The organism is Kitasatospora sp. NPDC004723, assembly GCF_040609255.1.
In the GTDB taxonomy this organism is placed as follows: domain Bacteria; phylum Actinomycetota; class Actinomycetes; order Streptomycetales; family Streptomycetaceae; genus Kitasatospora.
Genome location: NZ_JBEXJT010000030.1, coordinates 54,640 through 80,852, shown reverse-complemented (window position 1 = coordinate 80,852; position 26,213 = coordinate 54,640). Strand labels below are relative to the sequence as shown.

The 26,213-nt window shown below is 75.3% G+C and carries 20 protein-coding genes and 2 pseudogenes; 8 read left to right on the top strand and 14 right to left on the bottom strand.

Translation table 11 applies throughout. The features are described 5' to 3' along the window. The first annotated feature begins 66 nt into the window (after positions 1–66). Complete coding sequence (locus tag ABZW10_RS25600) at positions 67–825, top strand: DapH/DapD/GlmU-related protein (RefSeq protein ID WP_355369846.1); 759 nt, start codon at positions 67–69, stop codon at positions 823–825. 127 nt (positions 826–952) lie between these two features. Here ABZW10_RS25600 and ABZW10_RS25595 read toward each other — a convergent pair whose 3' ends face one another. Both ABZW10_RS25595 and ABZW10_RS25590 read right to left on the bottom strand, forming a co-directional pair. After that, on the bottom strand, positions 953–1,534 hold the full coding sequence (locus ABZW10_RS25595; RefSeq protein WP_355369844.1) for a HutD family protein: 582 nt from the start codon (positions 1,532–1,534) through the stop codon (positions 953–955). 41 nt (positions 1,535–1,575) lie between these two features. Continuing rightward, positions 1,576–2,769 (bottom strand): MFS transporter, encoded by a 1,194-nt coding sequence (locus tag ABZW10_RS25590; protein ID WP_355369882.1) that lies wholly within the window; start codon positions 2,767–2,769, stop codon positions 1,576–1,578. 182 nt (positions 2,770–2,951) lie between these two features. Between ABZW10_RS25590 and ABZW10_RS25585 the strand changes: the two genes are divergently transcribed. Then, positions 2,952–4,142, top strand: coding sequence for an ROK family protein (locus tag ABZW10_RS25585; protein WP_355369881.1), 1,191 nt, complete (start codon positions 2,952–2,954; stop codon positions 4,140–4,142). 178 nt (positions 4,143–4,320) lie between these two features. After that, a complete protein-coding gene (locus ABZW10_RS25580) occupies positions 4,321–5,421 on the top strand; it encodes a PLP-dependent cysteine synthase family protein (RefSeq protein ID WP_355369880.1) in 1,101 nt (366 codons plus the stop codon). Positions 5,422–5,468: 47 nt separating this feature from the next. Here ABZW10_RS25580 and ABZW10_RS25575 read toward each other — a convergent pair whose 3' ends face one another. Then, positions 5,469–5,921, bottom strand: coding sequence for a DUF4267 domain-containing protein (locus ABZW10_RS25575; RefSeq protein ID WP_355369842.1), 453 nt, complete (start codon positions 5,919–5,921; stop codon positions 5,469–5,471). A 114-nt stretch (positions 5,922–6,035) separates the two neighbouring features. On the opposite strand from ABZW10_RS25575, the gene ABZW10_RS25570 reads away from it, so the two are divergent. Beyond that, complete coding sequence (locus ABZW10_RS25570) at positions 6,036–6,620, top strand: TetR/AcrR family transcriptional regulator (protein WP_355369840.1); 585 nt, start codon at positions 6,036–6,038, stop codon at positions 6,618–6,620. 48 nt (positions 6,621–6,668) lie between these two features. On the opposite strand, the gene ABZW10_RS25565 is transcribed toward ABZW10_RS25570, so the two are convergent. The 11 genes and pseudogenes from ABZW10_RS25565 to ABZW10_RS25515 all read right to left on the bottom strand — a co-directional run bounded on the left by ABZW10_RS25565 (position 6,669) and on the right by ABZW10_RS25515 (position 21,595). Next, a complete protein-coding gene (locus ABZW10_RS25565) occupies positions 6,669–6,989 on the bottom strand; it encodes a DUF6191 domain-containing protein (protein ID WP_355369838.1) in 321 nt (106 codons plus the stop codon). Between the two features lie 41 nt (positions 6,990–7,030). Then, positions 7,031–9,445: a right-handed parallel beta-helix repeat-containing protein gene (locus ABZW10_RS25560; protein WP_355369836.1), complete on the bottom strand. Its 2,415-nt coding sequence runs from the start codon at positions 9,443–9,445 to the stop codon at positions 7,031–7,033. 327 nt (positions 9,446–9,772) lie between these two features. Next, the gene (locus tag ABZW10_RS25555; RefSeq protein WP_355369834.1) at positions 9,773–10,651 is read right to left on the bottom strand and encodes an MOSC N-terminal beta barrel domain-containing protein; all 879 of its coding nucleotides are present in this window, start codon (positions 10,649–10,651) and stop codon (positions 9,773–9,775) included. Between the two features lie 832 nt (positions 10,652–11,483). Continuing rightward, positions 11,484–11,768 (bottom strand): annotated as a pseudogene (locus ABZW10_RS25550) (DUF6643 family protein); the annotation flags it as partial. Between the two features lie 548 nt (positions 11,769–12,316). Continuing rightward, positions 12,317–12,715, bottom strand: a pseudogene (mscL, locus tag ABZW10_RS25545) (large conductance mechanosensitive channel protein MscL); the annotation flags it as partial. Positions 12,716–12,923: 208 nt separating this feature from the next. Further along, on the bottom strand, positions 12,924–14,117 hold the full coding sequence (locus tag ABZW10_RS25540) for a DegT/DnrJ/EryC1/StrS family aminotransferase (protein ID WP_355369832.1): 1,194 nt from the start codon (positions 14,115–14,117) through the stop codon (positions 12,924–12,926). Beyond that, a complete protein-coding gene (locus tag ABZW10_RS25535) occupies positions 14,114–15,667 on the bottom strand; it encodes a hypothetical protein (protein ID WP_355369830.1) in 1,554 nt (517 codons plus the stop codon). The genes ABZW10_RS25540 and ABZW10_RS25535 overlap by 4 nt, the downstream gene beginning before the upstream one ends. A 71-nt stretch (positions 15,668–15,738) precedes the next feature. Then, entirely contained in the window at positions 15,739–16,809 is a 1,071-nt protein-coding gene (locus tag ABZW10_RS25530; protein WP_355369828.1) for a GNAT family N-acetyltransferase, read from the bottom strand. A gap of 138 nt (positions 16,810–16,947) precedes the next feature. Then, positions 16,948–18,117 (bottom strand): glycosyltransferase, encoded by a 1,170-nt coding sequence (locus ABZW10_RS25525; RefSeq protein ID WP_355369826.1) that lies wholly within the window; start codon positions 18,115–18,117, stop codon positions 16,948–16,950. Further along, positions 18,114–20,033 carry a hypothetical protein gene (locus tag ABZW10_RS25520; RefSeq protein ID WP_355369824.1) on the bottom strand — a complete coding sequence of 640 codons (1,920 nt, stop codon included), beginning with the start codon at positions 20,031–20,033 and terminating at the stop codon, positions 18,114–18,116. Before ABZW10_RS25520 ends, ABZW10_RS25525 begins: the two co-directional genes overlap by 4 nt. Positions 20,034–20,464: 431 nt before the next feature. Continuing rightward, the gene (locus tag ABZW10_RS25515; protein WP_355369822.1) at positions 20,465–21,595 is read right to left on the bottom strand and encodes a glycosyltransferase family 4 protein; all 1,131 of its coding nucleotides are present in this window, start codon (positions 21,593–21,595) and stop codon (positions 20,465–20,467) included. A gap of 324 nt (positions 21,596–21,919) precedes the next feature. Here ABZW10_RS25515 and ABZW10_RS25510 point away from each other — a divergent pair, with 324 nt between their 5' ends. The 4 genes from ABZW10_RS25510 (at position 21,920) to ABZW10_RS25495 (ending at position 26,211) form a co-directional block, all read left to right on the top strand. Beyond that, positions 21,920–23,071, top strand: a complete 1,152-nt coding sequence (locus ABZW10_RS25510; RefSeq protein WP_355369820.1) for a glycosyltransferase family 4 protein — start codon at positions 21,920–21,922, stop codon at positions 23,069–23,071. Positions 23,072–23,175: 104 nt separating this feature from the next. After that, positions 23,176–23,859 carry a thiol:disulfide interchange protein DsbA/DsbL gene (locus ABZW10_RS25505; protein WP_355369818.1) on the top strand — a complete coding sequence of 228 codons (684 nt, stop codon included), beginning with the start codon at positions 23,176–23,178 and terminating at the stop codon, positions 23,857–23,859. A 251-nt stretch (positions 23,860–24,110) separates the two neighbouring features. After that, on the top strand, positions 24,111–25,022 hold the full coding sequence (locus ABZW10_RS25500) for an ABC transporter permease (RefSeq protein ID WP_355369816.1): 912 nt from the start codon (positions 24,111–24,113) through the stop codon (positions 25,020–25,022). After that, on the top strand, positions 25,012–26,211 hold the full coding sequence (locus tag ABZW10_RS25495) for an ABC transporter ATP-binding protein (RefSeq protein ID WP_355369814.1): 1,200 nt from the start codon (positions 25,012–25,014) through the stop codon (positions 26,209–26,211). The genes ABZW10_RS25500 and ABZW10_RS25495 overlap by 11 nt, the downstream gene beginning before the upstream one ends. The last annotated feature ends 2 nt before the right edge of the window (positions 26,212–26,213 follow it).

Here is a 26,213-nt window from a genome sequence, read left to right as displayed (position 1 = left end):
GGCGGGGGTGTGTGACCTTGGCCGCCCTGTCGCCGGGCGGGCCCTACGGGCCGGTAACGTGAGCGCATGTCGATCACGCGTTCCCTGTTCAGCGCCGCCCGGGCCGGCGGCCGGCGCGCCACGGGCCGGCTCGTCCACCGGGGCTGGCAGTGGGTGCAGCGGGCGGGCGCGGTGTCCAGCGAGAACCCCGGGCCGTACCGGTTCGGCGAGCTGGGCGCGGGGACGAAGCTGACCTTCCCGCTCGGCGCGGTCTTCAACGAGCAGTGGATCACCATCGGACCGTTCTCGATCATCGGCGAACGGGTGACCATCAGTGCGGGCTTCCTGCCCGGGCTGGACCTCGGCCCCGATCCGATCGTGCGGATCGGCGGCGGCTGCGTGATCGGCCGGGACAGCCACATCGTCGGCCACCAGTCGATCGTGCTCGGCGACGACGTGTGGACCGGCCCCGGCGTCTACATATCCGACCAGGCGCACGAGTACCGGGCCACCGACCTGCCGATCGGCAAGCAGTGGCCGCGCAACGAGCCGGTGGAGATCGGCTCCGGCAGCTGGATCGGCACCGGCGCGGTGATCCTGCCCGGCGCCCGGCTGGGCCGCAACGTGGTCGTCGCGGCCGGCTCGGTGGTGCGCGGCGAGGTGCCCGACCACACGGTGGTCGCGGGCGCCCCGGCCAAGGCGGTCCGCCGGTGGACGGCCGAGGAGGGCTGGCAGCCGCCGTTCCGCACCGAGCCGCCGCGGCCGCTGCCGGACGACGTGACGGCCGCGCAGCTGCGGGCGCTGGGCGGGTGGGACCTGCGGCTGCCGGACGAGCCGGGGGCCTGACCCGGGCCCGGGGCTCGGGTGCCGCCGGTGGAACTCGTGGCGCCCGGGATCGAGCACCTGGTCACCGGGATCGAGCAGCTGGTCACCGGATCGAGCAGCTGTTCAAGCGACCCGGCGTCCGCGGCCGTCAGCCCCGCGTCGGACTGCGGAAGGTGAGGGCGGCGGTGGTGCCCTCGGGGTGCAGGGTATGGGTGGCCGGGGTGGTGAGGAGGGCGGCGTCGTAGCGGGCGAGGGCGGCGCCGTCGAGGGTCGCGGTGCCGGAGAGGCAGACCAGCAGCACGGTGGCGTCGGCCGGGACGACGATCGGGCCGGGCCGCTCGGTGAGGACGAGGTCGGCGGTGGCGTGGCCGCGACGGGTCATCACGTTGAAGTCGACGAGCGGGCCGCCGAGCAGCCGGCAGTCGGTGGCCGCGTCGCCGGAGAAGGCGAACGGGCGGAACGGCACGTCGACGAGGTGCTCGGTGCCGTCGACGGTCAGCGCCATGCCCGGGCCCTCGACCACGGTGATCACCCGGTCGACGCCGGGGAACGCGGAGAACGGCCCGGCGGTGGCGACGTCGGCGAGACTGACCCGCCACCGGAAGTCGTCCGGCCCGCCGGCCGCGGGCTCCCCGGCGACCTCCCTGGTCACCCCGCCCCCGTTGCGCCACGCCGTGGCCGGCCGCTCGGCGGCGCGCAGGAACCGGACCGGAGCCGTGGTGTTCGTCATGGCGTGATCCTCGCACGACGGCCGGGGGGCGGGGTGACGGTTCAGCGGGGACGGCGGCGGGCGGTCAGGGGGAGGACGGCGGCGACGGTCGCGGTGGCGGCGACCGTGGTCAGGGCGAGCGGCAGGCTGGTCGCGTCGGCGAGGAAGCCGATCACCGGTGGGCCGATCAGCATGCCGGCGTAGCCGAGCGTCGAGGCGAGGGCGACGGCCTGCGGACCGCCGGCGGCACCGGCCTGGGCGATGGCGAGCGGGAAGATGTTGGCCAGGCCGAGCCCGACCAGCACGAACCCGGCCACGGCCAGCGGCACCAGCGGCGCGAGCGCCGCCAGTAGCATCCCGGCCGCCGCGGTGAGACCGCCGAGGACCATCACCCGGTGCTGGCCCAGACGCAGCGAGAGCCAGGTGCCGCCGACCCGCCCGGTGGTCATGGCGAGCGCGTAGGCCGCGTAGCCGGCGGCGGCCACCCGGGCGCCGGCGTGGACGTCGTCGGTGAGGTGCAGGGTGGTCCAGTCGGCGACGGCGCCCTCGCCGTACGCGGTGCACAGGGCGGTGAGGCCGAGCAGGAGGACCAGCATCCGGCCGGCGGCGGGCGCGGAGGACGAGCGGGAGGAGGGGGAGGAAGGGGTCGTGGCGAACGGTCGCGGCGCCGGGCTGCGCAGCAGCGCGACGCCCGCGGCCACGGTGACCAGGAGTCCGGCCAGTCCGGCCAGCGCGAGCCACTGCGCGGCCGTGAGCGGGCCGGCGAGCAGGCCGCCGACGCCCGCCCCGAGCAGGCCGCCGAGGCTGTACCCGGCGTGGAAGCTGGGCATGACCGGGCGGCCGAGTTCGCCGACGATCTCGACGGCGGCGCTGTTCATGGCCACGTTGGCCCCGCCGTAGCCGGCGCCGAAGAGCAGCAGGACGCCGCCGAGCGCGGTCACCGAGTGGGTGTGCGCGGGCAGCGGGACGGAGAGCGCGAGCAGGGCGAGCGAGGCGACGGTGACCGGCCGGGAGCCGTAGCGCAGGCAGAGCCGGCCGACGACCGGCATGGTGGCGACGGCGCCCGCCGAGACGCAGAGCAGGGCGAGTCCGAGGGCGCTGTGCGAGGCGCCGACCTGGCTGCGGACGTCCGGGATGCGCACCACCCAGGCGGCGAAGAGCAGGCCGTCGACGGCGAAGAAGGCGGTGAGGGCGAGCCGGGCGGTGCCCCAGGAGGCAAAGGGGTGCGCGGACGGGCTGGGGGATTTCGCGCAGATGCTGCGAGACTGGGAGGATGCCCGGCCGGTGGGGCCGGAGGGACGGATTTTGTTTCGGAGCGGCACAAAGTAACAATAGGTCCGTGCAGCTCACACCTTCAAGCCCGAAGCCCGGGACCGGGGCCGACCACGACGCGCAGCGCGACGCCCACCGCCGCGCGGCCCCCGACCGGGGGCGAACGCTGCTCGGCCCCGCACTGCAGCTGATCCACACCGGCCAGGCCCCGACCCGCTCGGCGCTCACCCGCGCGCTCGACGTCACCCGGGCCACCGCCGGCGCCGTCACCGCCGAACTGGAGGCGCTCGGCCTGATCACGGTCGACTCCCGCCCGGCCGGCGGCGGCCGCGGGCGCCCCTCGCACCGGCTCGCCATCGACCCCGCCGGCCCGGTGGTGGTCGCCGGGCAGATCCACGCCGACGGCCTGAGCGTCACCCTGGCCGGCCTCGGCGGCCTGCTCGACCCGCCGGTCCACCTGCCGCTGCCCGCCGCCACCGACCCGGTGCGGATGCTGCGCGCCGTCGCCCAGGCGGGCGCCGAACTCGCCCGCGGCACCGAGCGGCGCTGCCTCGGCGCGGCGCTCGCGCTGCCCAACCCGGTCACCGAGCCGGACGGCACCGCGCTGGCCGCGCTGCACTTCGCCTGGCCCAGCGGCACGCCCGTCGCCGACCTCTACGACGTGGAGGTGGGCCGCGCCGACCACGGGCCGCACGCGCTCGACCCGCTGCCCACCGCGATCGCCAACGACGCCAACCTGGCGGCGCTCGCCGAGTACCGGCACGGCGCCGGCCGCGGCGCGCGGCACCTGCTGCTGGTCACCTCCGGCCACCGCGGCGTCGGCGGGGCGCTGGTGATCGACGGGCGACTGCACACCGGCAGCGCCGGACTCGCCCTGGAGGTCGGCCACCTGACCGTCGACCCGCAGGGCCGGCCCTGCGGCTGCGGCAACCGCGGCTGCCTCAACTCGGAGACCGACCCGGACGCGCTGTTCGCCGCCGCCGGACTGACCCCGGACCCGGACCGGCCGCTGCTCGACCAGGCCGGCGAACTCTGCCGGGCCGCCGCCACCGACGAGCGGGCCCGGGCGGCCGTCGAGCACGTCATCGACCGGCTCGGCCTCGGCCTGGCCGGGGTGGCCAACATCCTCAATCCGGACCGGGTGGTGCTCAGCGGGCTGCACCTGGATCTGCTGGAGGCCGCGCCGGACCGGCTGCGCGCGGTCGTCGCGGAGCGCAGCCTGTGGGGGCGCAGCGGGCGGGTGCCGATTGTCGGCGCGGAGCTGGAGCACAGCGCGCTCGCCGGGGCGGCCGAGCTGGGCTGGCTGCCGTACCTGGCGGACCCGCAGTCGGTGGCCGCCGGGTGGGTGGGGCGGTAGCGGGCGCGCAGTGAGGCGATAAGCGGAGCCTAGAGGTTCGGATAATGTTACTTATCGTGACACCCGTACACTCGTAGTGAGCATAGGAGGGGGGCTTCCAGGGGACTCGCACGAGGAGAGTGGCATGGGGACCGAACCGACCGTGGACCAGGGCATCGAACGGGACGCCGAGCGGGGCATGGAACCGACCGTCGACGCGGACCGCTCCGACCCGGAGTACCGGCGCTGGCTCAAGGACGCGGTCCGCAAGGTCCAGGCGGACGCCAACCGCTCGGCCGACACCCACCTGCTGCGCTTCCCGCTCCCGGCGGAATGGGGCATCGACCTCTACCTCAAGGACGAGTCCACCCACCCCACCGGCTCGCTCAAGCACCGGCTGGCCCGCTCACTGTTCCTCTACGGGCTCTGCAACGGCTGGATCCGCCCCGGCAAGCCGGTCATCGAGGCGTCCAGCGGCTCCACGGCCGTCTCCGAGGCCTACTTCGCCCAGCTGATCGGGGTGCCGTTCATCGCCGTGATGGCCAAGTCCACCAGCCAGGCCAAGATCGACCTGATCGAGTTCCACGGCGGCGAGTGCCACCTGGTGGACCGGCCCGGCGAGGTGTACGAGGCCTCGGCCCGGCTCGCCGAGGAGACCGGCGGCCACTACATGGACCAGTTCACCTACGCCGAGCGGGCCACCGACTGGCGGGGCAACAACAACATCGCCGAGTCGGTCTTCGCCCAGCTGCGCCTCGAACCGCACCCCGAGCCGGCCTGGATCGTGGCCACCGCCGGGACCGGCGGCACCTCGGCGACCATCGCCCGGTACGTCCACTACATGCAGTACGACACCCGGATCTGCGTCGCGGACCCGGAGAACTCCTGTTTCTTCGACGGCTGGGTGCACGACGACCCGGACGCGGTGTGCGACCGCGGTTCGCGGATCGAGGGGATCGGCCGGCCCCGGATGGAACCGAGCTTCGTGCCCGGGGCGATCGACCGGATGATGAAGGTTCCGGACGCCGCCTCGGTCGCCGCCGTGCGGGTGCTGGACCGGGTGCTCGGCCGGAAGGCGGGCGCGTCCACCGGGACCGGGCTGTGGAGCGCGCTGCGGATCGTCGCGCAGATGCGGGCGGCGGGGGAGCGCGGCAGCGTGGTCACCCTGATCTGCGACCCGGGTGACCGCTACCTCGACAAGTACTACTCGGACGAGTGGCTGGCGGGCGAGCGGATCGACATCGCGCCCTACCTGGCCGCCCTGCAGTCCTTCCTGGCCGGCGGCGCCTGGGCGGGCTGACGGTGCCTGGGTGGGCTGACGGGCCGGCGGGCCGTCCGGTCCTGGGGTCAGGAGGAGGTGGACCGGCGCTCGGTGAGGAGCAGGGCGCCGGTCGCCGCGACCGTCACCGCCGTGGCGCCGTGGATGCCGAACGCGGCGACCGCCGAACCGTGGTGGGTGAGCACGGTGATCGCGTCGCCCAGCGGGATGAGCGCGTCGACCAGCAGCAGCCGGCCGAGCGCCCGACGGTGACCGGTGCCGAGCAGGACCAGCACGGCGATGCCGGAGGCGAGGTCCCGGATGCCCTTCGCGTCGAGGAAGGCGGCGGCCCCGCCGTGCGGCCACTCGGGCAGTCCGAAGCCGGAGGCGGTGCTCTCGGGGGCGAGGAGGTAGTTGACGCCGACGTATCCGATGCCGAGCGCGAGCAGCACGGCGAGGACGGTGGCGACGCGCCCGCGGACGGTGGTGGAGGTGATGGCGGTGGTGTTCGGGGTGGCGGTGACGGTGCCGGTGCCGGACATGATGAGTCCCCCTCAATTCCATATTTATCGCTAGAAGTTCTAGCGGCGCTAGATGGCTGATGGAACGTTAGTGCGAGCGTCGCTCGAATGTCTAGCACTGCTAGGATATTTGGCGTGACAGTCCACGCCCGCCGCGAGCGCGAACGCGCCGAACGGCATCAACTGATCATCAGGACCGCCCGCGACCTCGCCGAGGACGAAGGCTGGGAGGCGGTGACGGTCCGCCGGCTCGCCGCGCTGATCGAGTACAGCCAGCCCGTCCTCTACAGCCACTTCGCCAACCGGGACGCCATCGTCGCAGCCGTCGCCGTGGAGGGCTTCGAGGAACTCGCCGGGGAACTGCGGGAGGCGCCCCGCAACGCCGAAGGACCGGTCGAGGCGTTCACCGCCGTCGTCGGCGCCTACGCGAGGTTCGCGGCGACCTGTCCCGCCCTCTACGACGCCATGTTCACCCTCGCCACCGGCCTCCCGTTCGGCCGGCCCGAGGCCCCCGCTCCGCTCAAGGAGGCCTTCGCCGCCCTGGCCGCCCCGGTTGCCGAGGTGTCCGGCCCCCACGACCCGGACACCTTCACCGAGGTCGTCTGGACCGCCCTGCACGGCCTGGTCACCCTCACCCGCAGCGGCCGCCTGCGCCCCGAACTCGCCGAGGACCGCCTGGACCTCTTGATCGCCCTGATGCTCGCCGGCGAACACGTCTGACCGGCCCCGCCGCTACGCCTGGCCGCGCTGCCACGCGGGGAGCCACCGCTACGACCGGCGGGCGTCGGGCCGGATCACCGCCCGGCCACCCGCCAGGTCGATCCCGGTCCGGCGCGGCGCCCCGTCGTGCTCGTCATCGCGGAGCACCAGCTCGACCCGCCGCTGCTCCAGCTGTGCCCGCTTGCCCGGGTAGAGCAGCGCGTGCAGTTCCTCGGTGGCGGCCACGCCGACGCCGCGCCCGCCGTCTGCGGGTCCGCGCTCGCCCCTTCGGGTGAACAGCAGCCGCCCGGCCGCGCCGAGGAAGAAGAGCGCGACGAGGAAGGCCGGGAGCAGCAGGCCGCCGGCCGCGCCGGTGAGGAGGGTGCTCATGGCGGGCCCAACGGTCGTGCGGCGCCCGGAAGTTCCCGGGGCTACGGCCGGCGGGGGGCCGGGAGGTCGGCGGGGACGAGGAGCTGGAGGTCCTCGGTGGACGCGTCGGGGAGCTGGGCGATCCGCATGGCGTGCCGCTCGACCATGGTCTCGAAGACCTGGCGGGCGGTGCGGCCGTTGCCGAAGTTGGGGCCGCGCTCGATGCCGGCGAAGTGGTCGAGCAGGGCGTGCTCGGTGGCGTCGGCGAGCGCGTACTCGTGCTCGGCGCACTGGGCGCGGGCGATCTCGAGCAACTCCTCGGCCGAGTAGTCGGGGAAGGTGATGGTGCGCGAGAACCGTGAGGAGACACCGGGGTTGGCGGAGAGGAAGCGCTCCATCTCGGCGGTGTAGCCGGCCACGATGACCACCACCTCGTCCCGGTGGTCCTCCATCAGCTTCACCAGCGTGTCGATCGCCTCCCGCCCGAAGTCGCGGGCGCCGTCCTCCGGCGCCAGCGTGTACGCCTCGTCGATGAACAGGACGCCGCCGCGCGCCCGGTCGAAGGCGGCGGCGGTGCGGATCGCGGTGGAGCCGATGTGCTCGCCGACCAGGTCCACCCGGGCCACCTCGACCAGGTGGCCGCGCTGCAGCACCCCGAGCGAGGCCAGGATCTCCCCGTACAGCCGCGCCACGGTGGTCTTGCCGGTGCCGGGGGCGCCGGTGAAGACCAGGTGGCGGCGGAGCGAGGGCGCCTTGAGCCCGGCCTGCCGGCGCCGGCGGCCGACCGAGATGAGGTCGATCAGCGTCCGCACCTCCTGCTTCACGGTGGCCAGGCCCACCAGCCCGTCGAGTTCGGCCAGTGCCTCGTCGGCGGGCCGGCAGTCCGGGATCGGCCCGATCGCCGAAGCGGCGGGCGGGGCGGGCGCAGCGGCAGCCAGGGGTGCCGCGGCGGCGGCGAGCTGGGTGCGCGGGGTGGGGATCTCGGCGGCCGCGGCCGACGCCGCCGGCACGTCGTCCGAGGTGCACCCCTCGACCACCGGTCCGGGCTCGGAGAATTCGAAGCCGGCCCGCTCGTTCTGCTCGGCCCGGCACCGGGTGAGCACCGTGCGGCAGCCGTCGATGATGTGGAAGCCGAAGCCCTTGCCGTGCGAGACCCGGCAGTCCTCGAAGGTGCCGCGCCCCTGGGCCGAGACGTAGACGCCGGCGTCCGAACCGGCCCGGACGGTGCAGTCCCGCAGCACCGGGTCGGCGCCCTTGGTGACGATCACACCGGTCGCCACGTCGGAGATCTCGCAGCCGGTCAGCACGCCCCCGCTGCCGTGGTCGCGGAACCACAGCCCGGTGCCCGCTTCCTGGACCCGGCAGCCGGTGAGCGTCACCGTCGCACCGCCGCTGACCGACACCGCCGAGCTTCGGATCCGGCTGAACGAGCAGCCCTCGGCGACGGCCGCCGAGTCGCGGTCCAGGACGAACAGCGCGTCCGGCAGGTCGTGCAGCGCGCAGTCGGTGAGCGTGAGCCGGGCGCCGTCGCTGACCCACAGCGCCGGGTACTCGCCGTTCGAACTGTGGATCTGGCAGGACTCGGCGCTCGCCTCGGTGCCCTGGTCCCAGACCGAGAGCGCCCCGCGCCCGAAGTCCCGCACGGTGGAGTGGGCGAGGCTGAGCCGGGAGCGGCCGCGCAGGTCGGCGGCGTTCTCCGGTACGTCGTGCACCCGGCATCCGGTGAGCACGAGCTCGGCCTCGCCGTCCAGGGTGAGCCCGTTGCCGGTGACCCGGTGGATGTCGCAGTCGACCAGCCGCCCGCCCGCCTGGGCCTCGGCCTGCACCCCGCTGCCGCGGATCTCGTAGATCTCGCAGCCGGTCAGTTCGGCCGCGCTGCCGGGGTCGGAGAGCAGCACGCCCGCGCCGGCGGCGTGGTGCACCCGGCAGCGCTCCAGCGCGGCGGACGCACCGCCGAGCACCGCCAGTCCGGCCTGGCCGGCGGCGGCGACCTCGCAGTCCTCGAAGGCGGCGGCGGTGCCCGCGCCGCGCAGCCGCAGGCCGAGGCCGTCCGGGTTGGACACCACGCAGCCCTTGAAGGTCGGCCGGGCGCGGTCGGTCACCTCGACCCCGGCGGCCGAGTGGGTCTCCACCCGGCATCCGGTGAACGCGGGGGTCGCCTCCTCCCCGGTGACCAGGACGGCCGGCGCGGACCGGTCGGTGCCCTCGATCACCAGGTCGCGCACGGTCGCCGCGGCGGTGACGGTGAGCGGCACCCCGCCCGGCGGGTCGATCCGGACGCTGCCGGGGCCCTGGGCGGCGACGACCGTCACCGCTTTGTCGACGACCACGTTCTCCCGGAAGGTGCCCGGTCGAACGGTCACCGTGTCGCCGGGTTCCGCGGCCGCCAGGGCCTCCGCGAGCGTGTCGTACTCGCCGGCGCGGCGCCGCCAGCGGGATGCGCTGTCCTGGGTGACCCGGACCCTGTGCTCAGCCATGACGGTCTGTCGTCCCCACCTTCATCGAGCCGGCGATCTGCGGACCGGACGCACGCGGACGCTGCGGCGCGCCCGGACGCGGCGCACCGGGGTGCGCGGGTCGTCCGCCCACCGTAGCGCGCCCGCGCGGGTGCTCCGGCCGCGCGGGCCGGGCGGGTCGGGCGGGGCCGGGGCCGCCGCCCGTCCACCGCACCCGTCGGCACCTGCGTCAACGGGCGTGCGCACGTCCGGTTCCGGGACGCGGGTGCGGATGCCGGTGCGGAAGCGGGCGGAACCGGGTGCGGATGCGGCCGCGCGAGGGCGGGCGCCGGCCGACGGACCAGGCCGTCAGAGCAGGCCGTCGGCCGGCCAGTGCGCGCCGCCCTCCAGCACCTCGACCGGGTCGCCCAGCCGCAGCGTGCCGAGCACGTCGCCCTCGACGCCGGCCGGGCGCTCGGGGATCAGGTTCTGTCCGAACGCCGCCTTCTTCAGCAGCCGGTGGTGCCGGGCCAGGGCGCGCAGCGGCTCGGGGCCGCGCCGCTCGCCGCTCTCCTGGTCGGTGGTGGTGACCACGCAGCGCCCGCACGGCTTGACCACGCGGAAGGTCAGCTCGCCGATCCGGATCCGCCGCCAGCCGTCCTCCGCCCAGGGCTCGCCGCCGGAGACGACGATGTTGGGGCGGAACCGCTCCATCGGCAGTTCCTCGTGGCCGTCCGGGTGCTCGGCGGCGATCAGCGCGTTGAGCTCGGCGAGCGAGGCGGTGGTGGTGAGCAGCAGCGGGAAGCCGTCGGCCATCGAGACGGTGTCGCCGGGGGAGGAGAACTTGGGGTCGACCGGCCGGGCGTGCGGGTCGTCCAGGTGCACCAGCCGGTAGTCGCCGATGTGGTCGGCGATCCAGGACTGGGCCTCCTTGCCGGCCTCGGCGGCGCGGAAGCGGGTGCCCCAGACCTCGACGTCGGCGAGCGGGTCGCCGACCGCGGCGGCGGGGGCGGGGATCTCGGCACGCGAGCCGTCGGCGGCGGTGAGCACGAGCGCTCCGGTGGGGGCGAGCTCGGCGCGGACCTGGCCGAGGGCGGCGTTCTCGCGCTGGCTGACGAACCGGCCGGTGGCGTCGGCCAGCATCCAGCGCCGGTCGCCGGCCAGGCCCCAGGGTTCGACGCGGGCGCTCTCGGGGCTCAGTCGGTACATGGACTTGACGGGGTAGACGTGGAGTCCGGTGAGCTGCATTCCCCCATCCTGCCAGTCGCCGCCGGGCCGCCGGCGGGCGCGGTCGGTGTCCGGAACCGAGCGTTCCGGCGGGACGCGGCCACCGGTGCCCGGGTGTGCCGGGAGCTGCCCGGAGGTGCGCCCGTCTGCCCGGACGGCCGTCCGGAAGCCGCCCGGATACGCACGGACCGCCCGGAACGCCGAGTGGGGCGGCGTTCCGGGCGGTCCGTGGATGACCCGTTTCTCCGTACGCCCGGCGGATGTGGGTGCGCCGGGTGGGGCTAGGTGGTGCGGGTTCGGGCCGGGTGGGGCCGGCCCGGAGGTGGCGGTCGCCTCAGTAGTTCTGGGCCTGCGGCTGGTAGCCCCCCTGCTGGAACTGGCCGGGCTCGCCGTACGGGCCGGGCCGCTGCGGCTGCATCGGGCGGACCGGGGCGACCGGGGTGACCGCCGGGCGCAGCTGGGCTCCGCCGAAGGACTGCTCGCCGGAGCCGCCGAAGCCGCCGGGCTGGGTGCCCTGGCCGCTGAAGCCGGGCTGGCCGCCGAAGGACTGCGGGCCCTGGGGCTGGCCGGCCATCGCCTGCGGACCGGAGGGGCCGCCGACCGGCTGGGCACCGAAGGTCTGCGGGCCGCCGTGGCCGCCGACGAAGGTGTTCTGGCCGCCGAAGCTCTGGCCGCCGGACGGCTGGTACCCGCCGGTGGCCGCCTGGGTGAAGCCCGGGGCCGGGGTCTGCGGGCGCTGGCCGGGCAGGTACGGCTGTGGGCCGCCGTAGCCGGGGACCGGCGGCTGCGGCGCGGCGGCGTAGGCGGGCGCGGGCTGCGCCGGGATGTAGGCGGTGGCCGGGCCGGAGGACGGCGCGCTGCTCGGGCCGGGGCCCAGGGCGAGGCGGGCGGGCGGCAGGGCGGGGAGGTTGCTGCCGGGGCTGTCGTAGCCGGTGCCGTACCGGTTGTTCTCGTAGGACGGGCCGGACAGGCCGGATCCGTACCCGGTCGACAGGGCCGGCGGCAGGGCGGCCGGCACGTTGATGGGCGCGATCTGCGGGACACCTCGTTCGGCGACGAGGCTGTCGTAGATGGGCGTGCCGGAGGAGAAGGACGGAGAGGGGTAGCCGACTCCGTCGTAGGAGCGGGGCGAGGTCATGGGGCATACGGTAAGCCCACAACGCGCCTACTGAGGAGACTGGGAGGCGGAGCAGTTCGAGTGTTTACACAAGCTTCGCCCGAACAAAGGTTTCGAAAGTAGGAAGAACGGACATTTCGGCGGCGACTTCCGGCCACCGTTTGGCGGGCCCGGGGGTTCGAACGGAGTCCGGACGGGGGTGCCGAAGGGCCGTGTGGTGACAGGCCGGTGGACGGTTCGGGGACCGTCGAAGAAACTTCTGCGGGCGGGGCGCACACCGGCGCATTCGAGCCCCCGCCGGGGGCGCGGCGGGGGCTCGTGAATGTTTCGGGAATAAAGTCCCCGTCAGGGCCGATATGAGCCCCGCGCAGGCCGGCCGGGGCTCGTCGGAGGTCCGCTCAGCGCGCCGGGGCCGGCTGCTCGGTGGTCTGCTGGGTGGTCTGCTCGGCGGACTGCTCGTCAGGCTCGACGGCGGGCTGCTCGGCGGGCTGGGCGACCGGCTGCTCGGCACGCTGTCCGGCGGGCTGGTCGACGGGTCCGCGCTGGGCCGGGAAGCCCGGGCGGCCGGCCACCTCGGAGGTGCAGAACGAGCAGCGCACCGCCGCGGCCGGGATCCTGCTCAGGCACTCCGGGCACTCCGTCGTGGCGGCCGGCGCCGGCTTGCCGCCCTCCAGCTTCGCCTGGAGCTTGCCGACCGGCAGCACCACGACGAAGTAGATCACCGCGGCGACCAGCACGAAACCGATCAGCGCGTTGACGAAGACCCCGTACGGGAACCGGGTGCCGGCCACCGCGAAGGTCTTCTCGGTGAAGTCGCCGACCGCACCGGTCGCCACCCCGACCAGCGGGGTGAGGAACGCCGTGACGAACCCGGTGACCACGGCCGTGAAGGCCGCGCCGATCACGATGCCGACCGCCAGGTCGACCACGTTTCCACGCAGCAGGAAGCTGCGGAATCCCTTGAGCACAGGGAACTCCAAATCCGTACGGGGGAGGGTGGGCCGGGACCACGGGCCCCGGCCGGACATCCTGCCGACCGAACGGGCCCGCGGTCCAACCGCGTTCACCCGAACCGCGTAACGGACCACACAACGGCTCGCGCGACGGCTCGCGCCACGGATCACGAACCGGCCGCGCGGCCCACCGTGCGACGGACCGCGGACCGGTGAGGCCCGGTCAGCTGCTGCGCAGGCGCTCCGCGTACGGCTGGATCCGGGTCACCGCCTCGGCGATCCGGCGCACGGTGGCCGCGTCCATCTGCGACCACAGCGGCACGGTGAGCACCGAGTCGGCGAGCCGGTCGGTGAGCGGCAGCGACTCCGCCTGGCCCAGGTGGGCGTAGGCGCGCTGGCGCTGCACCGGCGGGTGAAAGTAGCGGCGCGAGTCGATGCCCTCCGCCCGCAGCGCGTCGGCGAGTTGGCGGGCGGTGAGGCCGAAGGCGGCGGCGTCCAGGATGAGCGTGAGGTCCTTGAAGGTGGAGATGTCGCCCTCCTCCGGCAGGGCCAGGCGCAGTCCGGGCAGCCCGGCCGTGACGGCGGCGAACTCGGCCACCAGCGCGCCGCGGTGGGCCACCCGCTCGGGCAGGCCGGCCATCCAGTTGAGGCCGACGGCGGCGTGCAGTTCGCTCATCCGCGCGTTCAGGCCGGGGAACAGGGTGTCGTAGTCGCCGGGGTTGCCGTAGTCGCGGGCGGTGCGCAGCCGGCGGGCGAGGTCGGCGTCGCGGGTGGCGACCAGGCCGCCCTCGCCGGCCACCGCGACCTTGGTCGGGCTCATCGAGAACACCTCGGCGTAGCCGAAGTTGCCGATCGGCACGCCCCTGCGGCGGCTGCCGAAGCCGTGCGCGGAGTCGTAGACCAGCGGCACCCCGGCGGCGTCGGCGACCTCCTGGAGGCGCTCGACCTGGCAGGGCGTGCCGTAGACGTGGGTGGCCATCAGCGCGGCCGGGCGGTCGGCGGAGGCCAGCCTGGCGGCGGCGTCCTCGGGGTCGAGGGTGATGTCCCGCTCGCGGGCCTCGGCGAACAGCGGGGTGCCGCCGGCCCAGTGGGCGGCGTGCGCGGTGGCGGAGAAGGTGAACCCGGGCATGACGACCGGGCGGTGGCCGTCGACGCCGGCGGCCTGGAGGACCAGCATCAGTCCGGTGGTGCAGTTGGAGACCGCCACCACGTGCGGCACCTCCAGGAACGCGGCTGCCGACTCCTCCAGTTCGGCGACGGTGCGGCCGTTGGTGAGCTGTCCGCTGTCGAGTACGGTGCCGATCCGCTCCAGCAGCGTGGCGCGGTCGGGCACCTGGACCCGGGTGAGCGGCAGCCCGTCGGGGAAGGCGGGCGTGCCGCCGAGGGCGGCGGGCAGGGCAAGGGTGTCGGTGGTCATGGCGCGGTCGATCCCCCCTGGGACGGTGACGGTGACGGTGACATGGTTGACGACGATGGTGCGACGGACGGCACGGACGTGGACGTGGACGTGGACGTGGGCACCGGCAGCGGCCGGCGCTCCGGCGGCTCGGCCCGCCGCCGGGCCCCCCACTGGCCGGGCGCGACCCGCCACACCGGTGGCGGCCGGCGGCCGGCGGCGGCCCCGCGGCTCGCGGCGGCGGCCGGGACGACCAGCAGCACCAGGGCCAGCGGCAGCACCTGGACCCGTTCGCGGGACAGGATGCCCATGTTGTTGATGGTCGAGAAGGCCCAGCAGAACAGCAGCGTGTAGACGGCGGCGAAGGCCACGTAGGAGCGCTGCACGAACAGCCGGGGCAGCCGGCTCAGCCGCGGCCAGGCCCGGATGAACATCACCAGCAGTGCGAAGCACTCCACCGACTGGATGAGGTTCTGGATGTTGGAGGCCTCGAACGGGAACGGGCGGAACAGCACGCTGATCACCGCCACCGGCAGCCCCGCCGGATTGAGGCTGAACTTCGGCGCGGCGTCCTCGGGCGCGGTCGCGTTGATCATCGAGTTGCCCTGGCTGGTGCGTCTGGAGGTCTCCGAGAGCACCTGGTTGACGGCGTCCCCGCCGGTCCCGTCGGTGCCGAAGAAGGTGGAGACCTGCTGGAGCATCAGTACCGCCATCGCGCCGAGCACCACCGCGGTCAGGATGGTGCGCAGCGGCCCCAGCGCGCTGACCTGTTGCGGACGGCGGCGCAGCACGTAGGCGACCATCAGCCCGGCCCCGGCCAGCGCGGTGACGTGCGGGCGGACCATCGCGGTGCCCAGCGAGCCGAGCGCGATGCAGGCGAAGGCGCCGAACCGGCGGTCCAGCAGGCGTGCCGTGCCGTAGGTGGTCAGGCCCAGGCAGAACATCATCCAGGCGTCCTTGCCGATGCTGGACGGCCAGAACAGCAGCGAGGGCAGGAAGAAGACCAGCTTGGCGTACTTCCGGGTGTCGGCCTCGGGGAAGGCGATCTGCAGGGCCCGCCAGAACAGCAGCAGGCCCCAGAAGCCGAGCCAGGAGAAGACCAGGAAGCCGCCGATCAGCGAGGGGCCGGTGATCGCGTAGACGACGCCGGTGACGATGATGATGAAGCCGGTGCCGGCCACCTTCATGCCCAGGTCGTAGTGGACGCCGCCGAGCAGGTCGGCCTGGCCGAGGTAGGCGGCGAGGTCGCTGCCCTTCTGGTGGTACATCTTGGCGTCGGCCGCGCCGCCGTACAGCACGAAGGCCATCAGGTAGCGCGGGAAGGCGCAGAGCAGTTTGGCGGTCATCGCCAGCAGCAGCAGCCGGAAGACGTCCCGTTCGGGGTTGGCGGCGGCGATCCGGGCCAGGATCGGGGTGCCGATCGCCATCAGGGCCGGGAGGATCAGCAGTGCGCCCCAGGTGTCGTACGAGGTGTGCACGGAGGCGAGCACGAAGAGCGTGACGTAGCCGGTGACCAGGGCGGCGGCGACGGCGGACGGCCAGGGGACGCGGCTGAGGACGGCCGTCGCCACCCCGGGGGCCTCCGCTGTCCCGGGTGTTCCCGTCGCCCCAGGTGTCCCGGGCTCCCCGGGCGCCCCCGGCATCAGAAGACCTCCAGGTCGCCGAGGCTGAACCGCCAGTCGGCGGTGCCGAGCGGGGTGGGGCCGGTGGGGGTGCGGGCGGTGAGCGTCATCCCGGTGCGCGGGGCGCGCAGGTAGCCGGTGCGCCGTGCGGCGTCGGCGGCCTCGGTACCGGGGGAGAGGTGGGTGGCGACGTGGTCGCAGCCGCTCTCCTGGGCGGCGGCGCGCAGCAGCCGGGCGGCGCTGTCGCGGTCGCCGGGGCGGACGACGACATCGGCGAGGGTGAACTCGGCGAGCGGGCCGCGCCGTCGGGGCCGGCCGACGGCGAGGCCGGTCAGCTCGTCGCCGCGGTGGACGGTGAGCACCCGGTAGTCCAGGCCGGGGGCCTCGCCGTAGCGCCAGCGCAGGTACTCGGGGGTGCGGTGGACGGCGAGGCGGTGGTCGACGGCGTCGGCGGCGGCGCGTTCGCGGAGCAACTCGGCCAGCGGGCCGTGCCTTCCGGCGCCGGCGTGGGCGTCCAGCCAGGCGGCGGCGGTGGGCAGCCGGCAGTCGTCGCCGGCGGGGCGCGCGGGCCCGGCCGGGCGGCGGGCGAGGGCGGCGCGCACGCCCCGGGCGAAGGCGGCCGGTCGTACGGCGCGCACCGCGATCGGCACCCGGCCCAGCTCCTGCCAGCCCATCTTCCGGTAGGCGGGCAGGCTGTTGCCGTTGGGGGTGTTGAACACCAGCGCGGCCTCGTCGGCGACCTGGTCGAGCAGGTCCGAGGTGAGCCGGCGGAAGACGCCGCGGCCTTGGAAGTCGGGGTGGGTGGCGGTGTCGACGGGGCGGACGGCGGCCACCGGGGTGCCGTCCCCGCGCCGCCACTGCCAGCGCAGGAACAGCCGGACGCCGACCAGCCGTCCGTCCGGAGTCTCGGCGACCATGCCGGGGCTGGCGCCGAAGGGGTTGCGGCGGTGCTTCCAGGTGAAGAACTCGGCGGTGCGGGTGCCGGTGGGGCCGCCCGCCAGGGTGACGGTCAGCAGGTCGAGCACGGCGGGCAGATCGGGCTCGGCGAGCGGGCGGTAGGTCAGCTCGGCGGGGGCGGGCAGGGCGCTCACGTCCGGACTCGCTCTCCCATCGGTGGTCGGGGGCTAACACGGGGGGCTAACACGGGGGATTCGTGGGGAACGTCGGTGTGTCGGTGGCCCGGGCCGGCGGCGGGCGGGCGGTCCGCCGCCGGCGCCGGTCGGTGCCGGTCAGTGCCGCAGGACCCGCGCGTACACCGCCTCGACGGCGCGTTGGGCGCCGGCCACGTCGAAGCGTTCGGCACGTTCCCGGGCGGCGGCGGCCAGCCGGGTGCGCAGGTCGGGCTCCCGGGCCAGCCGCTCGAAGGCGTCGGCCAGCGCGGCCGGGTCGCCGGGCGGGACGAGGAAGCCCTGCTCGCCGTCGTCCAGCACCTCGGGCATGCCGCCGACCCGGGTGACCACGGCGGGCAGCCCGGCGGTCATCGCCTCCATCAGCGCGACCGGCAGGCCCTCCTGGCGCGAGCTCAGCGTGAACACGTCCAGGGCGGGCAGTAGTTCGGGCACGTCGGCGCGCGAGCCGGTGAACACGACGGCGTCGGCGACGCCCAGCTCGGCGGCCCGGGCCCGCAGTCGCGCGTCCAGCGGTCCCGCGCCGACCAGTACCAGCCGGGCGTCGGGGCGGCGGCGCAGCAGTGCGGCGTGCGCGGCGAGCAGGGTCGCCTGGTCCTTCTTGGGGGTGAGGTTGCCGACCGTGCCGACCACGAACGCCTCGGCCGGCAGGCCGAGTTCGGCGCGGGCGGCGGCCCGGGCGGCCGGCCCCCCGGGGGCGCCGGCCAGGTCCGGGCCGTGGTGCACCACGGTCACCCAGTCGCCGGGGCGGCGGCGGCCGGGCGGGATGCTGCGGGCGACGGCGTGCGAGACGGCGATCACCGCGTCGTTGCGCCGGTAGGTCAGCGCGTTGGCCCAGCGGGTGGCCGCGCGGTAGCGCTCCCACACGTTGTGCTCGGTGTGCACCAGCCGCGGCGCGGGGCCCGCCAGGGTGGGGGCGAGCACCCGGGCGGCGGCGGCCGGGACGGGCATGTGGGTGTGCACCAGGCCGTACCGGCGCGCGGCGAGCAGCGCGCGCAGCCGCAGCGGCCAGCGCGGGTCGGCCCGGCCCGGGGTGCCGGGGGCGCCGCCCAGGCAGTGCACGGCGACCCCGGCCTCGGCCAGCGCGGGGGCGAGCGCGTCCTTCCACGGCAGCACGTAGGCGACCTCGACGCGGTAGCGCGAACGGTCGGCGTGGCGGGCGCAGTTGAGGAGCAGCTGTTCGGCGCCGCCGCGGCCGAGGCCCTTGGCGAGCCAGAGCACCCGGGTGGGGGCGCCGGCCGGGCCGGGCGCCGCGCCCTGGGGCCCGCTCACCGCTCCTCCGCCTCGCGCAGCAGGGCCGGCTCGCCCTGGTCGCCGCCGGCCGGGCCGTACGGCCGGCGGCCGGTGCCGTGCTCGCCGCCGTGGCCGCTGCCGGCACCGTCTCCCCGGCCGCCTTCTCGGCCGCCTTCCTGGCCGGTGCCCGCCTCGCCGCCGTGCTCGTGGCCGCTGCGGGCCCCCTGGCCGTCCTCCTCGGGCGCGCGCCGGGCCCAGCTGGGCGTGGTCCGTCCGCCGCCGAGCTCGCCCGGCCGTTCGGCGCCGTGCTCCGCAGCCGGCCCGGCCGGCCGGTGCGGAGCCGAGGCCGGAACCGCGCCCCGGCCGGCCGCGGCGCCCGTCCCGGAGCCGCCCGCCGGGGCGCGCCGCCGTCCGCCGGCCGGCCCGTAGGTGCCGAGCAGCGCCACCCCGGCCACCGGTACCCCGGTGCGGGAGAGCAGTTCGGCCACCCGGTCGGCCTGTTCCGGAGTGACGTTTCCGCTGCGCACCGTCACCAGTACCGCGTCCGCGTGCTGCACCAGGTCGTAGGCGTCGTTGGCGTGCAGCAGCGGCGAGGTGTCGACCAGGATGACGTCCGCGTGCCGGCGGGCCCGGCGCAGGACCTCGGCGGCCCGCAGCACCAGGGCCGCCGGGTAGGCGGTGGTGTTGCCGCCGGTGATCAGCGAGACGCCGTCGACGTTGGTCGGCCGGATCAGGTCGTCCAGTTCGCCGAGCCGTTCGCCGCTGAGCAGTTCGGCCATGCCCGGACCGTCGCCGACGCCGAGGTGGGCGTGCAGCTGCGGGTGGCGGAAGTCGCAGTCCAGGACGAGCACCTCGCGGCCGGTCTCGGCGAGCGCGGCGGCCAGGTTGGCGATGGTGATGGTCCGGCCGTCGCGGCTGCCGCCGGAGGCGACCAGGACCACCGGCGCGGTCTCGGTGAGCCGACGCGCGACCGCCCGCGCCGGGTCCCGGTCCTCGCCGGCGGCCGGGCGGGCCAGCGAGTCGGGGCCGGTGAGCAGCAGCGTCGAGCGCAGCGAGCGGTACGCCTCGGCGGCCGGGTCGGAGGGCCGGGCGCGCACCAGCGGTTCGCGCACCCGCCGCTGACGGCGCGACAGGTGCGGCACCTCGCCGATCACCGGCAGGTTGAACGCCTCCTCGACGGCGTTGCGGCTGCGCAGCCTGGTGTCCATCCGGCTGAGCATCAGCGCGGCGACCACGCCGAGCGCCAGGCCGAGCACCACCGCGAGGCCGAGCCGCATCCCGCGGCTGGGGGAGGAGAGCAGGTTGCTGGTGCCCTGCCGGGCGTCGATGCTGCCCCACTGCTGGATGGCGTCGGTCTGGGCGCCGTTGGCCAGCTTGCTGATCGTGGTGAGGGTGGTGGTCAGCGAGGTGGCGGCGGCGGTCAGCTTGGGCTGCAGCTTGGGCTGGTCGGCGGGCGAGGAGCGGTTGAACTGGGCCTGGATGTCGTTCAGCTGCTGCTGCTGGGCGTCCGCCTGGGCCTGCAGCTTCTTGATCGTCTCGGCGGCGCTGCGGGCCGACTCGTCGCTGTAGCCCTTGATGATCGCCGCCGAGTAGGCGGTGGCCAGGTCGGAGCAGGACTGCTTGGTCGGGCCGGTGGTGGCGATGGTCAGCATCTGGGGGCTGTCCGCGGTGACGGTCCGGCGGGCGATCGCCTCGGAGGCGTCGGCGATGCCGAGGGCCTTGGCCGCCGCCGCCGCGACGTCCGCGCCCTGCGCGTAGGAGAGCACCTGGTCGGCGCGGACGGTGTCGCCCGCGCCGGCGACCGGGGTGATCGCGACCTTGCACTTCCATTTGGCGTTGTCCACCGTGTCGCCGGCCGGGGTCAGCAGCCAGCCGACGACCAGCGCGGCGAGCGTGCAGCCGACGAGCAGCCGCCAGTAGCGCCGCAGGACGGTGAAGTGGTTTGCCGGTTCCACCGGTTGGATCCCCTCGCGTTCGTGGTGCGGTGGTGCTGTCAGCGCCCGTCGCGCCCCCACGGGAGCACGGCGGGTCCGGGTACCGCTGGGGTGTCACGCCCCGGGGCGTGACCGCTGGGCCCGCACGGGCACGGTGGAATCCCTCGGCTGATGTCGCAACCCGCCCCCCTGACGACTCGCGGACGTACGTCTCGACGACGCGCCTCCCACGGCGTGGCCCGGCCCCGGCGGTGCACCACGAACAGTGCGTGCCGACCGCCGCCCCCGCCGGTCCCCCCGGCGATGCTTCCCGAGCGCCGACGTGCGGCGCAACCTCTTTGGCGATACTGGTCCGGGGAGATCCCCGACAGCCGGGCCCGGAGCGCCGGGATCCGGACAGGGCGCCCCCGGCCCGGCCCGGGCGGGCGCCCCCGGGGCGCGTCGTCCGGCTCTCAGACGGTCCGCAGCCGCAGCGAGCGCTCGTAGAACTCCACCATCTGCGCCGACACCTGATGCAGCGTGAACGAGGTCAGGAACCGCGCCCGCGCCGCCTTCGCCCGCACCCGCGCCGAGGCCCGGTCCTCCAGGGTGTCGGTCAGCGCCGCCGCCAGCTCGGCCGGCCGCTCCGGCGTCACCAGCCGGGCGTAGTCCTCCGAGCCCACCGTCTCGCGCAGCGCCGGCACGTCGGCGGCGACCAGTGGCACCCCGACCCCCATCGCCTCCATCGCCGCGCTGCCCAGCCCTTCCCAGCGGGACGGCACGGCGAACGCGTCGGAGGCCGCCATCAGGTCGAACACGTCGTCGCGCGGCCCGAGGAAGCGCACCCCGGTGGTCGCGGCGGCCAGCGCCCGCAGCCGCTCGCTCTCGGTGCCCTCGCTGCCGGCCAGCAGCAGCACCGCCTCCGGCTCGGCGCGCAGCACCTCGGGCCAGGCCTCCAGCAGCACGTCCAGGCCCTTCTGGTACTGCTGACGGGCCGCCGCCAGCACCACGGGCACGTCCGGCGGCAGCTCCAGCGCCGTGCGCACGGTGGCCCGCCGGTCCGGCGTCACCGTGCCGAGGCGCTCCGGGTCGCGCCCGCGCGGCACCACGTCGATCCGCTGGGACGGCACCCGCAGCCGGCGCGCCATCGCCCCGGCCACGTAGCGGGTCAGCGCGTGGAAGCGCCGGGTGCCCTGCGCGGTCGCCGCGTCCACCGTCTGCGCGGCCCGCACCTTCCACGGGCTCAGCCCGCGCGCGTGGCGGTGCTCCGGCCCGTACGACGCGTTGACCAGGCTGGTCACCACCGGGGTGCGGGCGGCCAGCGCGGCCGCCCGGCCGAGCACGTCCGACTCGTACAGCGTGGTGTGCACCAGGTCCGGGCGGCGCTCGCGGACCAGCCGGTGCAGGGCGGCGACGGTGCGCCCCCGGGAGGGCCGGCCGACCCCGAACACGTCCGCCCCGGCCGCGGTGAGCTCCGGCTGGAAGCCGCCGGGGGAGTCCTTGAGGTACGCGACGTCGAGCTTCACCCCGGCCCGCACCAGCTGGGGGGCCATCGCCACCAGACCCTGCTCGGCCCCGCCGACCCGGCTCACGCTGTCGATCACATAGAGCACATGCACAGGCCAACCCCCGCCCTCCTGGGCGCGCCCGGTCTCCCGTGCCGGGACGGCGCCCTGACTGCCGATCAGCATCGCAGGTCGCGACCGGTGCCCGCCAGCGATTCGGCCACACCGGGAGCGGCCCCGGCGGGCCGTCGGCGAACCGTCAGGGGGCGCACGACAGCGCGGAACAGGGCGCGTCGACCCCCCGAAGGGCGTACGACGGCGCCCGCCCGGCGCATTTCGGGAGTACCCGCGCTGGCGTACGGACCACCGCCGGGTTGCGCGAAGGGGTCGTCCCAGGCCGGAGGCTGTGCCAAGGTCTTTCCCATGCCTGAAGCGACACCGGTCAGGAAGACCGGAACCCGCCCCCGCATCCTCCACCTCATCACCGATCCGCGCCGCCGCGGCGCCCAGGGCCTCGCCCGCGACCTCCACCACGAGCTGCGCCGCCGGGGCCAGGCCTCCGCCCTGCGCGCGCTCGCCCCGCACCCGGACGCCCTGCCGGACGCCGCCGACACCCGCTCCACCACCGTCCTCGGCCCCGGCCGCCTGCACCCGCGCACCCTCGGCGCGCTGCGCACCGCCGCCCGTACCGCCGACCTCGTCGTCGCCCACGGATCCTCCACCCTCCCCGCCTGCGCCCTCGCCCTCGCCGGCACCCGCACCCCGTTCGTCTACGTCTCCATCGGCGACCCCCGGCACTGGACGCCCGGCCCGGTCCGCCGGCTGCGCACCGGCGCCCTGCTGCACCGCGCCGCCGCCGTCACCGCCCTCGCCGACGGGGCCCGCGACCTGCTCGTCGAACGCTTCCGGCTGCCCGCCGCCAACGTCCGCACCATCCCCAACGCCCGCGCCGCCGACCACTACCCGCCCGCCCGTGACGAGGCCGACCGGCGCGCCGCCCGCCAGCAGCTGGGCCTGCCGCCGGACGGCCTGCTGGTCGCCTGGGTCGGCGCGATCGCCGCCGAGAAGCGCCTGGACCTCGCCCTCGACGCCCTCGACCGGCTCCCCGACGTGCGGCTCGCCGTGGCGGGCGACGGCCCGCAACGCTCCGCACTGGAGCGACATCCGGCCGCCGCCCGGGCCCACTTCCTGGGCACCCTCGACGACCCGGCCCCGCTCTACCGGGCCGTGGACGCCGTCCTGCTCAGCAGTGACAGCGAGGGTGTGCCCGGGGTGCTGATCGAGGCCGCGCTGGCCGGCCTGCCGGCCGTCGCCACCGACGTCGGCTGGGTCGGCTCGGTGGTCCGGGACGGCGTCACCGGAGCGCTGGTCGCCCCCGGCGACCCGCCGGCCCTCGCCGAGGCGCTGGCCAAGGTCCTGGCCGGCGACCGCACCGGGCTCGGCGCCGCCGCCCGCGCCCACGCGCTGGCCCACAACGACCTCGACGTGGTGGCCGACGCCTGGCAGCGGCTGTTCAGCGAGATCTGCGACCGCGGCGGACCGGGCGGGAGCGGCGGACCCGGCGGCCTCGGCTGACGCGTCCCGGTGCGCCGGGCCGGGTGCGCCGTTCAGGCGAATCCCGGCCCGACGCACCGGGACGACTGGCCGATGACGTTCCGTCACGGGTCACACTCCCCCCTGTGAAGCCGATCCTTCGAACCACCCTGCTGCTGGCCCTCGCCGCCGGGATCGCCGCGTCCCCGCTGCAGGCCGCCGCCGCCAACCACCGGCCGCCCCGCGAGGGCACCCCGTTCTCCCACCTCAACACCATCCAGCCGGTGCGCGAGAGTGCCCGCACCGAGGCCCTGGAGTTCTTCTGGTACGACTGCGGGCACTCCCAGGCGCTCGAGGAGCCGCTGCGGGCCTGGACCGAGCGCCACCGCTCCGACGTCGACCTGCGCCGCGTGCCGGCCATCTGGCAGGGCAGCCGCGAGGAGGCCGCCCAGCGCGGCCACGCCCGGCTGTACTACACGCTGGAGCGCCTCGGCGAGGTCGACCGCCTGCAGACCGCCACCTTCCGGGCCGTCCACACCGAACGGCGGGACCTCACCAGTGAGGACACCGCCGCCGCCTGGGCACAGGGCCAGGGCGTCGACCAGCAGCGCTTCCGCGCCGCCTACCGCTCGAACGAGGTGGACCGCGCGGTCGACGAGGCCGCCCGGCTGTTCGTCCGGCACGGCATCAACGAGCTGCCCACCGTGATCGTGCAGGACGAGTACCGCACCTCGCCGACCAACGCCGGCGGCGTCGAGGCGATGCCCGAGGTGATGGACCACCTCGTCGCCCAGGACCAGCAGCGCCACCCGGCCCACACCCTGCACTGACCCTCCGTCACCACCCCCGACCGCCCCCGGCGGGCCGGCCGCACCACGGCCGGCCCGCCTTCTCGCTGTCTCCCGGCCGCTTCCCCGGCGCCGCCCCGCCGCTCTTCGACCGGCGGGGCGGATCACCTTCACTGAACCGCCCCCCGGCGGCCACACTCTGTGCCAGAGTGGGGCCGGGCCGCGCCGCCGACGGCGTCAGGAGCCGCTGTGACGGGCCCACTTCTCGATACCGCCGGTACCGGAGAGGGCAGGTGTCCGTGGGGGGACAACGCGCGCCGCTCGTCGACGAGCGCGACAGCCAGACAACGCGGGCCCCGGGGCGCCCGCCGGCCGCCGACGGGCCGCCGCCGGAGCTGATCTTCAAACGCCGGCTCCGCCCGGGCCGGGTGGCCCGCGAGCTGTGGGGCGCCCGGGAACTCGTCCGCGCGCTCGCCGAGCGCGACCTGCGCGCCCGCTACAAGCAGGCCGTGCTCGGCTTCGCCTGGGCGGTGCTCACCCCGCTCGCGCTGTGCGCCATCTTCACCCTGGTGTTCCGCCGCGCCGTGCACGTCGACACCGCGGGCGCCGCGTACCCGCTGTTCGCCTACGTCGGCCTGATCGTCTGGCAGTTCTTCAGCAACACCATGAACCAGGGCGCGCTGAGCCTGGCCAACAACCTCAGCCTGCTCAACAAGGTGTACTGCCCGCGCGAGGTCTTCCCGCTCGCCACCATGCTGGTCGCCACCGTCGACATGCTGATCGGCACCGCCGTGCTCGGCCTGCTGTTCCTGGTCTTCTGGACGGCCCCCGCGGCGACCTTCCTGTGGGTGGTGCCGCTGCTGGGCATCCAGTTCGCCTTCACCTACGGCATCGCCCTGGTCCTGTCGGTGGCCGTGGTGTACCTGCGCGACGTGCGCCACCTGCTGCCGATCATCACCCAGATGGGCGTGTTCGCCACCCCCGTCGCCTACCCGCTGGCCCAGATCCCGGAGCGCCTCCAGGAGGTGTACGTCGGCGTCAACCCGCTCGGCGCCGTGATCGAGGGCTACCGCAACGCCCTGCTCTACGGGCAGGCGCCGGACGCCGCGCTCACCACGATCGCCGCGGTCTCCTCGGTGGTGTTCCTGGTCGGCGGCTACCTGCTGTTCAAGAAGCTGGAGACGGGGATCGCCGATGTCGCCTAGCCGGACCCTCCCGCTCGGGACCATCCGCACCGACCAGGTGTGGAAGCGCTTCAAGGCCGACCAGCAGCGGATGCTGCTGCGCGACAAGGTCGAGTCCATGGCCCGCCGGCTGCGCGGCGAGAAGGGCGAGGACTGGCGCTGGGCGCTGCGCGACATCTCGATGCACATCGAGCCGGGCGAGTCGGTCGGCCTGATCGGCTCCAACGGCTCCGGCAAGTCCACCCTGCTCAAGATGCTGACCCGGGTGATGTACCCGTACGGCGGAGTGATCGACGTGCGCGGCCGGATCGGCGCGCTGATCGAGATCCGGGCCGGCATCCACCCCGACCTGACCGGCCGGGAGAACATCTACCTGTTCGGCGCGCTGCTCGGCCTGCGGCGGCGCGAGGTGGCCACCCGCTTCGACGACATCGTGGAGTTCGCCCGGCTCGGCGGGGCCATCGACCGGCAGGTGAAGTTCTACTCCTCGGGCATGCAGATGCGCCTCGGCTTCGCCGTCGCCGCCTACCTGGAGCCGCACGTCCTGCTGGTCGACGAGGTGCTGGCGGTCGGCGACGCGGTGTTCCAGCAGCGCTGCCTGGACCGCATGCGCGAGGTCGCCGAGCAGGGCACCACCATCGTCTTCGTCTCGCACGACCTGCCCGCCGTGGAGTCCATCTGCCGGCGCGGCATCTGGCTGGAGCAGGGCTCGATCCGGGTGGACGCCGGGATCAAGGACGCGATGGCCGGCTACCGCGACTCGATCGAGGCGCAGTCCGAGGCCGGCGGCCGCACCGGCGAGCCGGTCCAGCTGCTCAAGCACGAGGTGCGCGGCGCGGACCGGGAGAGCCTCACCACCGACGAGCCGATGACCGTCGAGCTCACCCTCGGCGGCGACTACCGCGGCGACGCGACCCTGCACCTGGGCGTCAGCGAGGGCACCTCCAGCCCGATCTTCCAGATCAGCCACGAGATCCGGCTGACCGGCGGGGACCACGAGGTGACCTGCGTGATCCCCCGGCTGCCGCTGCCGCGCGGCCGGTACACGCTGTGGACCGGCGTCTACAGCATCGGCAGGACCGACGGCGGCACGCTGATGAGCTGGCACTCGGCCGGCCAGTTCGACGTCTTCGGCCCGATGCTGGACTCCCCGCCGCGCGCCGTCGTGCTGGCCGCGCCGGTCTTCGTCCCGCACCACTGGGAGGAGTGAGG